This window comes from Mongoliitalea daihaiensis, from assembly GCF_021596945.1.
GTDB lineage: Bacteria > Bacteroidota > Bacteroidia > Cytophagales > Cyclobacteriaceae > Mongoliitalea > Mongoliitalea daihaiensis.
The window spans coordinates 840,150-852,826 of record NZ_CP063779.1; the positions used below are offsets into that span (position 1 = coordinate 840,150).

General features: G+C 38.2%; 15 protein-coding genes. 11 read left to right on the forward strand and 4 right to left on the reverse strand.

Features of this window, described 5'->3' with window-relative positions; genetic code table 11:
• Positions 1-30: 30 nt before the first annotated feature.
• Complete coding sequence (mutS, locus tag IPZ59_RS03430; RefSeq protein ID WP_236138485.1) at positions 31-2,634, reverse strand: DNA mismatch repair protein MutS; 2,604 nt, start codon at positions 2,632-2,634, stop codon at positions 31-33.
• A gap of 85 nt (positions 2,635-2,719) precedes the next feature.
• Between mutS and IPZ59_RS03435 the strand changes: the two genes are divergently transcribed.
• Entirely contained in the window at positions 2,720-3,256 is a 537-nt protein-coding gene (locus IPZ59_RS03435) for an RNA methyltransferase (protein ID WP_236138486.1), read from the forward strand.
• 53 nt (positions 3,257-3,309) lie between these two features.
• Here the strand turns inward: IPZ59_RS03435 and IPZ59_RS03440 are convergent, their stop codons facing one another.
• Positions 3,310-3,681 carry a hypothetical protein gene (locus tag IPZ59_RS03440; RefSeq protein WP_236138487.1) on the reverse strand — a complete coding sequence of 124 codons (372 nt, stop codon included), beginning with the start codon at positions 3,679-3,681 and terminating at the stop codon, positions 3,310-3,312.
• 75 nt (positions 3,682-3,756) lie between these two features.
• On the opposite strand from IPZ59_RS03440, the gene IPZ59_RS03445 reads away from it, so the two are divergent.
• Positions 3,757-4,092: a tRNA-binding protein gene (locus IPZ59_RS03445; protein WP_236138488.1), complete on the forward strand. Its 336-nt coding sequence runs from the start codon at positions 3,757-3,759 to the stop codon at positions 4,090-4,092.
• 208 nt (positions 4,093-4,300) lie between these two features.
• Here the strand turns inward: IPZ59_RS03445 and IPZ59_RS03450 are convergent, their stop codons facing one another.
• Positions 4,301-4,630: a Rieske (2Fe-2S) protein gene (locus IPZ59_RS03450; protein ID WP_236138489.1), complete on the reverse strand. Its 330-nt coding sequence runs from the start codon at positions 4,628-4,630 to the stop codon at positions 4,301-4,303.
• Between the two features lie 51 nt (positions 4,631-4,681).
• Between IPZ59_RS03450 and IPZ59_RS03455 the strand changes: the two genes are divergently transcribed.
• The gene (locus IPZ59_RS03455) at positions 4,682-5,425 is read left to right on the forward strand and encodes a hypothetical protein (protein WP_236138490.1); all 744 of its coding nucleotides are present in this window, start codon (positions 4,682-4,684) and stop codon (positions 5,423-5,425) included.
• Positions 5,426-5,473: 48 nt separating this feature from the next.
• Here IPZ59_RS03455 and IPZ59_RS03460 read toward each other — a convergent pair whose 3' ends face one another.
• On the reverse strand, positions 5,474-5,776 hold the full coding sequence (locus tag IPZ59_RS03460) for a DUF4286 family protein (RefSeq protein ID WP_236138491.1): 303 nt from the start codon (positions 5,774-5,776) through the stop codon (positions 5,474-5,476).
• 89 nt (positions 5,777-5,865) lie between these two features.
• Between IPZ59_RS03460 and IPZ59_RS03465 the strand changes: the two genes are divergently transcribed.
• The 8 genes from IPZ59_RS03465 (at position 5,866) to IPZ59_RS03500 (ending at position 12,647) form a co-directional block, all read left to right on the forward strand.
• Positions 5,866-6,540 (forward strand): carotenoid biosynthesis protein, encoded by a 675-nt coding sequence (locus IPZ59_RS03465; RefSeq protein ID WP_236138492.1) that lies wholly within the window; start codon positions 5,866-5,868, stop codon positions 6,538-6,540.
• 31 nt (positions 6,541-6,571) lie between these two features.
• Entirely contained in the window at positions 6,572-7,018 is a 447-nt protein-coding gene (locus IPZ59_RS03470) for a sterol desaturase family protein (protein WP_236138493.1), read from the forward strand.
• Position 7,019: 1 nt separating this feature from the next.
• The gene (locus IPZ59_RS03475; RefSeq protein WP_236138494.1) at positions 7,020-7,916 is read left to right on the forward strand and encodes a MerR family transcriptional regulator; all 897 of its coding nucleotides are present in this window, start codon (positions 7,020-7,022) and stop codon (positions 7,914-7,916) included.
• 215 nt (positions 7,917-8,131) lie between these two features.
• On the forward strand, positions 8,132-8,644 hold the full coding sequence (locus tag IPZ59_RS03480; RefSeq protein ID WP_236138495.1) for an RNA polymerase sigma factor: 513 nt from the start codon (positions 8,132-8,134) through the stop codon (positions 8,642-8,644).
• A gap of 4 nt (positions 8,645-8,648) precedes the next feature.
• Positions 8,649-10,130 (forward strand): phytoene desaturase family protein, encoded by a 1,482-nt coding sequence (locus IPZ59_RS03485; protein ID WP_236138496.1) that lies wholly within the window; start codon positions 8,649-8,651, stop codon positions 10,128-10,130.
• Positions 10,131-10,151: 21 nt separating this feature from the next.
• Positions 10,152-10,994, forward strand: a complete 843-nt coding sequence (locus IPZ59_RS03490; RefSeq protein WP_236138497.1) for a phytoene/squalene synthase family protein — start codon at positions 10,152-10,154, stop codon at positions 10,992-10,994.
• Between the two features lie 76 nt (positions 10,995-11,070).
• Positions 11,071-11,916, forward strand: coding sequence for a 4-hydroxy-3-methylbut-2-enyl diphosphate reductase (locus IPZ59_RS03495; RefSeq protein WP_236138498.1), 846 nt, complete (start codon positions 11,071-11,073; stop codon positions 11,914-11,916).
• A 23-nt stretch (positions 11,917-11,939) separates the two neighbouring features.
• Positions 11,940-12,647, forward strand: a complete 708-nt coding sequence (locus IPZ59_RS03500) for a fatty acid desaturase (protein WP_236138499.1) — start codon at positions 11,940-11,942, stop codon at positions 12,645-12,647.
• Positions 12,648-12,677: the final 30 nt, after the last annotated feature.

Below are 12,677 nucleotides of genomic sequence, written 5' to 3' on the forward strand. Positions count from 1 at the left end.
ACTAAGGAAAATCTAAATAAAGATAGCAAATTAATCGAGTTTTTTCTTGATTTCATTTAACTTTAATAAGGCCTCAATAGGTGAAATAGTATTGATATCTATCGCTTTAATTATTTCCTGTGCTTCTTTAAATTTAGGATCTATCTCAAACAAACTGAGTTGATAATTATTTTTTGGAATATCTTTCAGTCGATCAGAAGATTGATACATAGCCTTATCTTTTTCTAAATGAGTCATAATTTCGGATGCCCTGAGGACAACAGGATTGGGCATACCAGCCATTTGTGCCACATGAATACCAAAACTATGTTCGCTACCACCCTCTTTGAGTTTTCTCATAAATATCACTTTATTACCTACCTCCTTGACCGAAACATTGAAGTTTTTGATCTTCTTAAAATCAGTGGCTAGCTGATTGAGTTCATGGTAATGCGTGGCAAACAATGTTTTTGCACGGTATTTCGGATGATTGTGTAAATACTCCACAATAGACCAAGCTATACTGATCCCATCGTAAGTGGAGGTACCTCTTCCGATCTCATCCATTAAAACTAAACTTCTATCCGAAAGGTTATTTAAAATGCTAGCCGTCTCAGTCATTTCCACCATAAATGTGGACTCCCCCTTAGATAAATTATCAGAAGCACCCACCCTGGTAAAGACTTTATCAATGATGCCAATTCGTGCATAACTTGCTGGCACAAAGCTTCCCATCTGTGCCATCAACACAATCAAAGCAGTCTGACGAAGTAGCGCTGATTTACCTGCCATATTGGGGCCAGTGATGATGATGATTTGTTGACTGTCGTTATCTAGATAAATATCGTTGGGAATATAGGGCTCTCCTACAGGAAGTTGACGCTCGATCACTGGATGTCTCCCATCCTTGATTTCCAAGGTATCCGTATCCGAAATTTTCGGTATCACATAATTATTTGATTTGGCCACACGAGCAAAAGAAATGAGGCAATCCACTGTCGCTAAAACTCTGGCATTTTGCTGAATATTCACAACATATTCGGAAGCATCCTGAACCAATTCATTAAAATACCTTTGCTCAATCGCAATCATTCGGTCTTCTGCATTCAAGATTTTCTCTTCGTACTCCTTCAACTCCGGTGTGATGTAGCGTTCGGCATTCACAAGCGTTTGCTTTCGAATCCATTCCTGCGGAACTTTGTCCTTATGCGCATTCGTGACTTCCAAATAGTACCCAAAAACCTTATTGAATGCCACCTTAAGTGAGCTTATTCCGGTGCGCTGTGTTTCCCGTTGCTGCAAGGCGACTAAGTAATCTTTCCCTTGATTGGCTAACCCCCGGTACTCATCCAATTCTTCATCCACTCCACTCTTGATGATATTGCCCTGATGCACAAGCATGGGCGCATCCTCCATCAATTCCCGTTCGATTTTTTCCAACAAAAACTCACAACTATGAATTTGATCTGCCAATTTTTTGAGCGAGTCATTGGCTGTATTCTTCAAAGCATCTTTGATGGGCAAGGTATTTTTTAAAGCCTTCTTCAGCTGATTCATTTCTCTAGGATTGATGCGGGCTACCGCTACCTTAGAGATCAATCGCTCCAAATCTCCTATTTGCTTTAAATGTTGCATAATATCCTCCACCAACTCTTCTTGCTGATAAAAATATTCTACGACTTTTAGTCGCTCATCAATGGGGTCTTTTTCTTTTAGCGGGAGTACAAGCCATTTACGCATCATACGGGAACCCATCGGAGTAATGCTCTGATCCAAAATCGTAATCAATGGAATGCCTCCATCTTGGGGAGAATACACCAACTCCAAATTACGGACCGTAAATTTATCCAGCCAAACATACTTTTCCTCTGCAATCCTAGCAATGGAAGCAATATGTTTGACTTCCTTATGTTCGGTTTCTTCCAGGTAAAATAACACCGCACCAGCAGCAATGATCCCTTGGGAAAGGTTTTCAATGCCAAAGCCCTTCAACGTAGAAGTTGCAAAGTGATTGGTTAGTTTTTCGTAGGTATAGTCATACTGATACACCCAATCTTCGCAATGAAAGGTGGAAAAGTTTTCTTTTAACATCTCCTGCGCCTGTTGCTTGAAAGCCTTGGAATAGATAATTTCTGCGGGAGCAAAGGATTGAATCAGCTTTTCTACGTAGGACTCACTACCCTCTGCCACCATAAATTCGCCAGTGGATAAGTCTAAAAAGGCAATACCAAACAAGTCCTTTGAAAATGCAATGGAAGCCAAATAATTGTTTTTTCGCTTGTCCAACACATTATCATTGAAAGAAAGGCCAGGTGTCACCAACTCAGTGACTCCCCTTTTCACAATTCCTTTGACTTCTTTGGGATCTTCTAGTTGATCACAAATAGCCACACGGTTGCCTGCTCTGACTAATTTTGGCAGGTAGGTATCCAACGAGTGATGAGGAAAGCCTGCCAATTCAATATGGGAAGCCGCTCCATTGGCTCTCTTCGTCAAAACAATGTCCAATACCTTACTTGCAGTAACTGCATCTTCCCCGAATGTTTCATAGAAATCCCCTACTCGAAAAAGCAACAAGGCTCCCGGATGTTTTGCTTTGATCGCATTGTATTGCTTCATCAAGGGGGTTTCTTTTACTTCCTTTGCTTTGGCCATTTCAACCTATTTAAAATCTTTCTGCTAATTTTGACATGGAATAAAGCCTGAAATTACAGCATATCATCAGCCTAAACAAAAACACATGAAAAAATTAAGTATGGACGAATTGAACAGACTCAGTGTAGAGGAATTCAAAAAAGTTGAAAAAACACCCATCGTCATCGTTTTGGATAATGTGCGAAGCTTAAATAATGTAGGCTCTGCTTTCCGGACCTCAGATGCTTTTTTGGTAGAAAAGATTATTTTGTGTGGTATTACAGGAACCCCTCCACATCGGGAAATCCAAAAAACAGCACTGGGAGCTACAGAGTCTGTAAATTGGGAGTATGCAGCAAATACACTTGAAGCAGTTCAACGATTAAAAAATGATGGATACATGGTTTGTGCCATCGAACAAGTAGATGTATCTGTACCATTGGATCAATTTGAGGTGACCAAAAATGAGAAATATGCTTTAGTATTCGGCAATGAAGTTTTTGGAGTAGAAGAATCTATCATCTCTGCTGCCGATCGGGTCATTGAAATTCCCCAACTTGGAACCAAGCACTCCTTAAATATTTCAGTCAGCTTAGGAATTGTTGTTTGGGATTTGATTTCCAAACTAAAGAAATTAGCATAAAAAAAGAGGCCATTTCGGCCTCCTTCGCAATGAGTATTTTAGGTTTAATATTTTTAATCTTCTCTAAATTTATCAACAATGTAAAGGAAAAGATTAAATGATAACGTAGACATACTTTCCTTTTTGACTTGCTCTTTGTCGCTTCCTTGCTTAAACAATGGGTTTTCTTTTTTCACTACTGGAGCTGAAGGAGTAGCTGCAGGAATTTTTGCTGGAGCAGGCTTGGAACCGATACCATCTTTTCCTTCAACATAAGAAGCATCTACTGTTTCAAAATTAACCACATCTGCACTTTTAGGAACATCTGGCATATTCCTATCTTTATCGCTTTGGGCCAATGTATTGCCGCTCATCAAAAAACCGAAAAATATAAAACTCGAAAGAGCAAAGAAATATTTAAGTTCGATTTTATTAAGAGAGTTCATAGATTTGGTGAGTTATATACTATTTAACACTTATTTTCGTGTAAGGTTTCCAAAAGTATAAAAATTAATTCTCGAATGCAAACGATTGACTTTAGTGATTTTCAAAGAATTGAGCTCCGAATTGGCACAATCGAACGTTGTGAAATCTTTGAAAAAGCCAAAAAACCATCCTATAAATTATGGATCAACCTAGGTGAACTGGGAATTAAAAAATCTTCTGCACAAATCACTCAAGTCTACCAGCCAGAAGAGCTAATCGGAAAGCAGGTTTTGTGTGTGTGTAATTTTCCTCCCAAACAAATCGCAGACTTTATGTCAGAGGTTCTTGTCACAGGAGTGAACAATAATGAAGGTCATGTGGTATTGATGACCGTTGATCAAAAAGTACCGGATGGAAGTAAGCTTTATTAAACGTGTGAAGAAGGAAGGATGAGGCGAGATGCGAGAGACGAGTGTCGTGACTTAACAAAGGAGGGGCTAACTAAGATTTTTAGATTTTAGAGGGTAGACTTGAATTCCTTCAGACAGGATTTAGACTTAAAAGTATGTACAAAGTCTTATGAGGGGGTCGTGATACTTAATAGCAGCGTCCGGAACGTGAGACACTGGAACACAAAACTCACATTTGAGGAACGTCGACCTCTAATCCACTATCCAACAACCTACAGGCATATACTTTCAAATCTGGGCAAGTTCCTGCTTTTACCTGCCCAGTTTGAAGATCAAACCTGTATTCATGTAAAGGACAAACCACTTCCTCATACTGGGTGATTCGACCCTGAGTAAGATCTGCTTTTCTATGGGGACATTGGATCTCAAAGGCAAAGATTTGCTCCTCTATTCGCACAATACCCAGTTGATATTGGCCAACCTTAATTTTTTGTATGCGTAAGTTGGGAAGAAAACTCTGAACTTCTGATTTGTTCCGTCCAAGGAAATATGTTTTCATAAGCATTTATTAAACTGTAATTTAGCATATAAACATTTATCAAACTACTGTATGAAAAAGCTATTGATCATTCCAATGTTGTTTTTGGGGTCCATCCTATTCGCACAAAGCATAGAAGGCGCTTGGAAACTCACGCACCAAAATGGGCAAGAGATTACCAATGCAGAATATATAAAACTGATACAAGATGGATATTTTGCGTTTGGGGCTAAATTAATGGATGGTGATAAATTTTTAGGTGCCGGAGGCGGAGATATAAAAATTGAAGGGAATCAATACATTGAAACACTCGATTTTTATACACTAGATCCCGAATCGGTAGGCACCACGGTATCCTATGGATTTGAGTTAAAGGATGATCAACTATTGCTTTCCAAAACGATTGATGGTCAGCCTGTACAGGAAGTTTGGCGAAAAATAGGAACTAGAAATGATGCCTTGACAGCCAACTGGGTTTTTACCGGAAGAAAGTCTGAGGGTGAAATCAGAAGAAGTACACCTGGAGACAGAAGAACCGTCAAAATTTTGACAGGAGGAAGATTTCAATGGATCGCATTTAATTCAGCAACAAAGGAATTTATGGGTACAGGAGGTGGAACCTATGCTGCTGAAAATGGAAAATACATTGAAAGCATTACTTTTTTCTCCAGGGATGATAGCCGAGTAGGAGCATCGTTAAGTTTTGATTTTGAAGTAATTGACAATGAGTGGCATCATTCAGGCTTAAGCTCCACGGGAAATCCCATTTACGAGATCTGGAGTAAATACCGGGATGCCTACACACCTTCAAAGTAAACATACAAAGACTGTTTGATGGTTACAATCCATCAAACAGTCTTCTTTTCAAACCAACTTTAACAACGTTCTAAAAATTACCAAACGGTCTCCGTACCGATTTTGAGTATCTGCCTGAAGTTTTGGCGCAAAGTTTTGCTGATAGTTCATGATATTTTCCATGCTATCAGCAAAATACTGTACAGAATAATTTAAGCTGCCATCCTCGGAATCGTGCATGATTTTGAAAAGTTTGTTTTCCACAAACATACCTGTGGCGAGCACATGCGGAATGTGTTCAGATTTCATCCAATCCAACCACTCTTTTTCCATTTCTTTCTCAACATTGACAGTCACATTGTATAAATACATATTTTTACGCGTTGAATGAGTTTATCTACCAGATTACTCAACAAATATACGGGAGTGTTGTTAAATGACAGGAAAAAAACGACGGAGACATGACTCGAATTGCGGAAAAAGAAACCCCTACTATGATCAATAAACTGAGGCAAAAACAAAACACCGTCAAATTTGTACTGACAGTTGTTTATATAGTTGGAATCGTAGGGATGGCTATTCCCAGTGTGCGAACTATTTTCCAAGCATTAACGCCCATTCATCTATTATTTAGTTTAGGGATATTATTACTATTTCATCGAGACTGGAATACATCCTTTATAGTATTTGCATTAGCAGCCTTTTCCATAGGCTTTCTTTCTGAAGTTTCGGGTGTTCATACAGGGTTTCCTTTTGGTAATTACATCTATGGTCCCGTATTAGGAGTCAAACTATGGGAAGTACCTTTGATGATTGGAGTAAACTGGTTTTTATTGATTTACACTAGCGGACAATTAGTCAAAAAGTATATTTCAAATAAGGTTGTAGCTTCCTTTATTGGGGCATTAGTGATGACAGGAATAGATTATTTGATTGAACCCGTAGCTGTAGCGCTTGATTTTTGGACATGGGATGGAGGGATTATTCCTTTGTCCAACTACTTAGGTTGGATAGGTGTCTCCTTTTTAATTCAATTGATCTACCATTTTGGGTCATTCCAAAAAGATAACTCGCTCTCAACCTATCTTTTAATTCATTTGGTAATCTTCTTCGCTGCCCTCAATTTTATCTTGTAGGGCCCTTGAACAATCTAATCGAATCAAAGTTATGTTTGTAATGTATGCAGTAATATTTACAATTTTGGGTTTTTTGTCCATGGAATTGGCGGGTTGGTTCATTCATAAATATCTTATGCATGGCCCTCTTTGGTCCATACACAAAACCCATCATGAGCCTTCCAAATCCTTTTTTGAACTTAACGATGTATTCTCATTACTATTTGGCTCCATTGCCATTGTATTGATCTTGTTAGGTGTCGGAGAATTGGATTACAGATTTTGGATGGGCGCTGGAATCAGTATTTATGGGATGAGTTATTTCTTCATCCACGATGTATTGGTGCACAGAAGGTTTAAGTGGTTTGAGAGACCTCGAAGCAAATGGCTTTTAGGTATATTCAAAGCACATCAAGCACATCATGCCACTAATAAAAAAAATGATGCGGTTTCCTTCGGTTTATTTATAGTTCCAAAAAAATACTTTAAAAGTAAGTAACGTGAGTACCTATTCAATCAAAGACCTCGAGCAGCTATCTGGTATAAAAGCACATACACTTCGTGTGTGGGAACAACGATACAATTTGTTGATGCCCAAACGGACGGATACCAATATCAGGTATTACGATGATGATGACTTGAAGCTTATACTAAATGTAGCCTTACTAAATGATAACGGTTACAAAATTAGTAAGATAGCCAATATGACAGATCATGAGATGAGAGAGGAAGTCGTTAAATTGACGGACAGAACGTTGACTCATGATGATCAGATACATGCCATGACATTAAGCATGATTGAAATGGATGAGGAGCGATTTGACAAAATACTATCAACCAATATTCTCAAGTTAGGATTTGAACAGACTATGATGAATATCATTTATCCGTTTATGTCCAAAATTGGAGTTCTTTGGCAAACAGGCGCTATTAACCCTGCTCAAGAACATTTCATAAGCAACTTGGTCCGACAAAAACTAATCGTAGCTATTGACGGGCAAGTGTACAAAGGCGGAGGTAAAAAATTCCTCTTATTTTTACCTGAGGGGGAGTTACATGAAATTTCCATCCTATTTGCTTGTTATTTAATCAAATTAAGTGGACACAAAGTACTCTACTTGGGTCAAAGCACGCCAAGTGAAGATCTGTTCTCTGTTTACAAATTACACAAGCCAGAGTTTTTGATGACAGTGATTACTACATCACCTTCTACAGAATTTGTCCAAAACTACGTGGACAATCTTGCAGAAAACTTCCCGCAGTCCACTATCATTGTATCAGGTTATCAGGTAGTGGGTCAAGATTTTAAATTCCCTAAAAATGTAACACCGCTATACTATCTACGCAGTCTAAAGGAATATTTGCAAGAAATCAATCAGGTACTTCAAGAGAAATAGTTGAAATAATTAAACAAAAGATTAAACAAGACGGATTTTTTTAAATCCGTTTTTTTTTGATCTAAACCGTCTTTAAACGTGTATAAATGGACATAATAAGCGATTACCACTTCAAAAATCTTACTTTTGTTTAAGTTTTTTTAAATTTTATTAGACAAAATGTTTGGAAGTTGTTTAAGTTTCACTACATTTGATTAAACAAAATGATAGAAGCCATGACAACTCTAGAATTCAGTTACTCGTTAAACAAATTATCAAGTTCTTTGAAGCCTTTCGCTCTCAAACTTACCAGAGATACAGATGATGCAAACGATTTGCTTCAGGACACAATGGTAAAGGCATTTACTAATAAAGATAAGTTTACGGAAGGGACAAATCTTAAGGCATGGTTGTACACCATTATGAAAAATACTTTTATTACCAACTATCAACGAATGGTAAGAAGAGGTACTTTTGTAGATACTACTGATAACCTTCATTACTTGAATTCAGGTGATACCTTGGTAGAGAATAATGCATATGGTGACTTCACTATGGATGACATTTACAGCGCCATTGAAAAACTAGATGATGTTTACAAAGTTCCATTCATGATGCATTACAAGGGTTTTAAATATCATGAAATTGCCGAAAAATTAAACATTCCAATAGGAACTGTTAAAAATAGAATACATATTGCTAGAAAACTGTTGAAAGAAGATTTACACGTGTATCAACACAAAAATTGATTTTATGTCTAAAAAAAATGTAGTTGTGATAGGTTCAGGATTTGCAGGACTATCAGCAGCAACTCATTTGGCACACAACGGATACCAAGTTACCTTATTAGAAAAAAATACAACCCCCGGTGGTAGAGCTCGCAAGTTCGAATCCGAGGGTTTTGTCTTTGATATGGGGCCAAGTTGGTATTGGATGCCAGATGTATTTGAAAGTTACTTTGCAAATTTCGGCAAAAAGCCCTCAGATTATTATACGCTCAAAAGACTAGACCCATCCTATACTGTAGTATTTGGCGAAAATGACTTTTTGGATATCCCTGCGGATCTTAACGAATTCAGAACTATGCTCGAACGCATCGAGCCTGGCGTCGGCCCTAAGCTGGATGAGTTTTTAAAACAAGCCGCATATAAATATGAGGTTGGTATTAAGGACTTGGTCTATAGACCAAGCAGAAGTCTTTTGGAATTTGCCAGTCCCGCATTATTAGCGGATATGCTTCGAATGGACATTTTTCAGTCCATGTCCAAGCACGTAAGAAAATTCTTTAAAGAGGATAAAATTATCCGTCTGATGGAGTTTCCTGTTCTGTTTTTGGGAGAAACAGCCGATAATATCCCAGCGCTCTATTCCTTGATGAACTATGCTGATATTGCTTTAGGAACGTGGTATCCTGATGGAGGCATGCATAAAATCATTGAAGGGATGGTGGCTTTGGCAGAAGAAAAAGGGGTTGTATTCCAATACGATGCAGAGGTTGTTTCCTTGGAAGTAACTAATGGTGTGACAACTGGAGTACTAACCAAGAATGGAAAAAAATATGCAGCAGATGTAGTGGTAGCTGGTGCAGACTACCACCACATAGATCAACACGTATTGGCTCCTGAATACAGAAACTACGATGCCAAATACTGGGATAAAAGAGTTATGGCCCCTGGGAGTTTATTGTTTTACCTCGGTGTCAACAAAAAGCTAAAGAACTTAAGACATCACAACCTTTTCTTTGATGAGCCTTTAGGGCCACATGCAGATGCCATTTATACAAATCCAAGATGGCCAGAAAAACCTTTGTTTTATGCTTCCGTTCCATCTATATCAGATGCAACAGTAGCTCCGGAAGGTATGGAAAACCTATTTTTATTGGTACCTCTTGCTCCTGATTTGGATGATTCAGAAGAAATGCGTGAAAAATACTATGATATTATCATGGACAGGCTAGAGAAATTGACTGGCCAAAATGTACGAGATCATGTCATATACAAGCGATCCTATGCCCACAAGGACTTTAAAAGTGACTACCATGCATTCAAAGGAAATGCCTATGGACTTGCCAATACGCTTTTCCAAACGGCCATATTAAAACCTTCTTTGAAGAATAAGAAAATCAGAAATCTATATTACACCGGTCAGTTAACTGTACCAGGCCCAGGAGTTCCTCCTTCACTGATCAGCGGACATGTTGTCTCAAAAGAAGTGATGAAAGAAAACAAATTATAAACTAATTGGTATATTGAGGGTATGGATGCTAAAAAACTCTACGATGATACAACTTTCGAGTGCAGTAAACTGATCACACAACGGTATAGCACCAGCTTCACCTTGGGTATCAAAACCCTCGACAAAAAGTTTCATCTTCCCATTTATGCCATTTATGGCTTTGTCAGGTACGCTGATGAAATCGTGGATACATTTCACGATCAGGATAAAAAGTCTTTACTGGCAGACTTTAAAAAAGACACCTATGAATCCATAGCAAAAGGTATCTCTCTCAATCCTGTACTTCATGCTTTTCAATTGATTGTCAATCAATATCAAATTGATTTAGATTTGATCGAGGCATTTTTGAAAAGTATGGAGATGGATTTGGACTTTAAAACCTACAATGACTCTAAGTACAATGAATACATCTATGGTTCTGCCGAAGTAGTTGGATTGATGTGCCTGAAAGTATTTGTAGAAGGAGATCAGAGCGAATACCTGCGCCTTCGGGAACCCGCTTGCAAGCTGGGAGCTGCTTTTCAAAAAGTCAATTTCCTAAGAGATATCAAGAGTGATTACGAAGAACGTGGCCGAGTCTATTTCCCTGGAGTAGACTTTATGTCATTCGACAAATCTGCCAAGGTTTTAATAGAAGAGGATATACAGAAAGATTTTGATGAAGCTCTTATTGGCATTAACCAACTACCAAAAGGAGCCAAATTGGGAGTGAAAGTGGCGTATCTGTACTACCAAAAACTGTTTGACAAAATCAAGGGTTTGCCTGCCGAAACCATTACACACGAAAGAATCCGTATTCCAAACACCAAAAAGATTTCTCTATTGATCGGAACCTATTTTGGGATGAAATTAGGTTTTAGTTAAAATTCTTAGGATACATTAATTATATTTGAGTTAACAGATTGAAAAACAATTTTCAAATATCCAAAGTTTCTAGCATATGATGAATTTGCGTGTGTATATAGACCAACATTCGGGCTTTTGCTTTGGCGTTGTTTATGCAATTGAAATGGCCGAAGAAATACTAGAAGAACAGGGATACTTGTACTGCTTAGGAGATATCGTCCATAATGATGAGGAAGTTAATAGACTTACCAATAAAGGTCTTAGGATCATTGACCATGATCAGCTCCGAAACTTGCGGGATGAAAAAGTATTGATTCGCGCACACGGTGAACCTCCATCTACCTATGAGCTTGCCATCCACAATAACCTCACTTTGATTGATGCGAGTTGTCCTGTGGTTTTGAAACTACAAAACAGAATCAAAAACTCTTACGATAAAGACGAGACGATTTATATTTACGGCAAGCATGGACATGCAGAAGTTATTGGCCTGCTCGGTCAGACAAGCAACAATGCTGTAGTTTTCCAAGACATCAGTGAATTAGACTTGGATGCTTTACCAAAAAATCTGACACTTTACAGTCAGACCACCAAAAGCACGGATAAATTTTACGAAATCAATCAAATCCTTCGTGAAAAAGGTATCACAGTCAATACCAATGATACCATTTGCCGCCAAGTTTCCAATAGAGACAAAGAATTAAGAGATTTTGCAGATAAATTTGATAAAATCGTTTTTGTCAGTGGCACTAAGTCCTCCAACGGAAAAGTGCTTTACAACGTATGTAAAGATAAAAACCCCAATACTTATTTTGTATCCAACTCCGACCAAGTTGATAAAGCTTGGTTTAACGAAAATGATACAGTGGGTATATGTGGGGCTACATCTACACCCATGTGGTTAATGGAAGAAGTCAAAAACAGATTGCAGACTTTCTGAAATCACCGCAGTACAACCAAAATATGTCCTCTTTAGCAACTCAAACTTCCGATTCCATTGGCTCTAAAGGAACGGCAATAGCCCTATCCATTATTTTTTCATGGGCAATATTGCTGGTCATCTTACTGCGTTGGGAGTTTTCCTGGGACAATCCCTTAGTTTATGTTGCAGTCCTGTTACAAATGCACTTGTACACCGGCTTATTTATTACTGCCCACGATGCGATGCACGGTGTAGTATCTCCTCATAAAAAATTAAATCATACGCTGGGTTGGATTTCGGCAATCCTTTTTTCCTATAACTTTTACTGGAAACTTTTCCCAAAACATCATGAACACCATCGCTACGTTGCTACTGACAAAGACCCTGATTATCACGCTTCCGGTAATTTCTTTATTTGGTACCTAAGCTTTATCAGACAGTACGTAACTGTATGGCAAGTCTTATTGATGGCTATAACCTTCAATATTCTCAAGCTCTTCTTACCTACAGAAAACCTCATTGTTTTTTGGATGGTCCCTGCTATTCTTTCTACCTTACAATTATTCTATTTCGGAACATACATCCCGCACAAAGGAGCGTCTGATAACAAACATCACTCCCGTTCCCAATCAAAAAATCATCTGTGGGCATTTATTTCCTGTTACTTTTTTGGTTACCATTTTGAGCATCATGATTCACCAGGAACTCCTTGGTGGAGACTATGGAAAATCAAAGAAAATAACCAGTAGTCACTTAACTGCTAAAAAACGCAAAATAAT

Coding starts and splice junctions, on each gene's coding strand:
- mutS (WP_236138485.1), bottom strand. CDS start 2,634: ATGGCCAAAGCAAAGGAAGTAAAAGAAACCCCCTTGATGAAGCAATAC.
- IPZ59_RS03435 (WP_236138486.1), top strand. CDS start 2,720: ATGAAAAAATTAAGTATGGACGAATTGAACAGACTCAGTGTAGAGGAA.
- IPZ59_RS03440 (WP_236138487.1), bottom strand. CDS start 3,681: ATGAACTCTCTTAATAAAATCGAACTTAAATATTTCTTTGCTCTTTCG.
- IPZ59_RS03445 (WP_236138488.1), top strand. CDS start 3,757: ATGCAAACGATTGACTTTAGTGATTTTCAAAGAATTGAGCTCCGAATT.
- IPZ59_RS03450 (WP_236138489.1), bottom strand. CDS start 4,630: ATGAAAACATATTTCCTTGGACGGAACAAATCAGAAGTTCAGAGTTTT.
- IPZ59_RS03455 (WP_236138490.1), top strand. CDS start 4,682: ATGAAAAAGCTATTGATCATTCCAATGTTGTTTTTGGGGTCCATCCTA.
- IPZ59_RS03460 (WP_236138491.1), bottom strand. CDS start 5,776: ATGTATTTATACAATGTGACTGTCAATGTTGAGAAAGAAATGGAAAAA.
- IPZ59_RS03465 (WP_236138492.1), top strand. CDS start 5,866: ATGACTCGAATTGCGGAAAAAGAAACCCCTACTATGATCAATAAACTG.
- IPZ59_RS03470 (WP_236138493.1), top strand. CDS start 6,572: ATGTTTGTAATGTATGCAGTAATATTTACAATTTTGGGTTTTTTGTCC.
- IPZ59_RS03480 (WP_236138495.1), top strand. CDS start 8,132: ATGACAACTCTAGAATTCAGTTACTCGTTAAACAAATTATCAAGTTCT.
- IPZ59_RS03485 (WP_236138496.1), top strand. CDS start 8,649: ATGTCTAAAAAAAATGTAGTTGTGATAGGTTCAGGATTTGCAGGACTA.
- IPZ59_RS03490 (WP_236138497.1), top strand. CDS start 10,152: ATGGATGCTAAAAAACTCTACGATGATACAACTTTCGAGTGCAGTAAA.
- IPZ59_RS03495 (WP_236138498.1), top strand. CDS start 11,071: ATGATGAATTTGCGTGTGTATATAGACCAACATTCGGGCTTTTGCTTT.
- IPZ59_RS03500 (WP_236138499.1), top strand. CDS start 11,940: ATGTCCTCTTTAGCAACTCAAACTTCCGATTCCATTGGCTCTAAAGGA.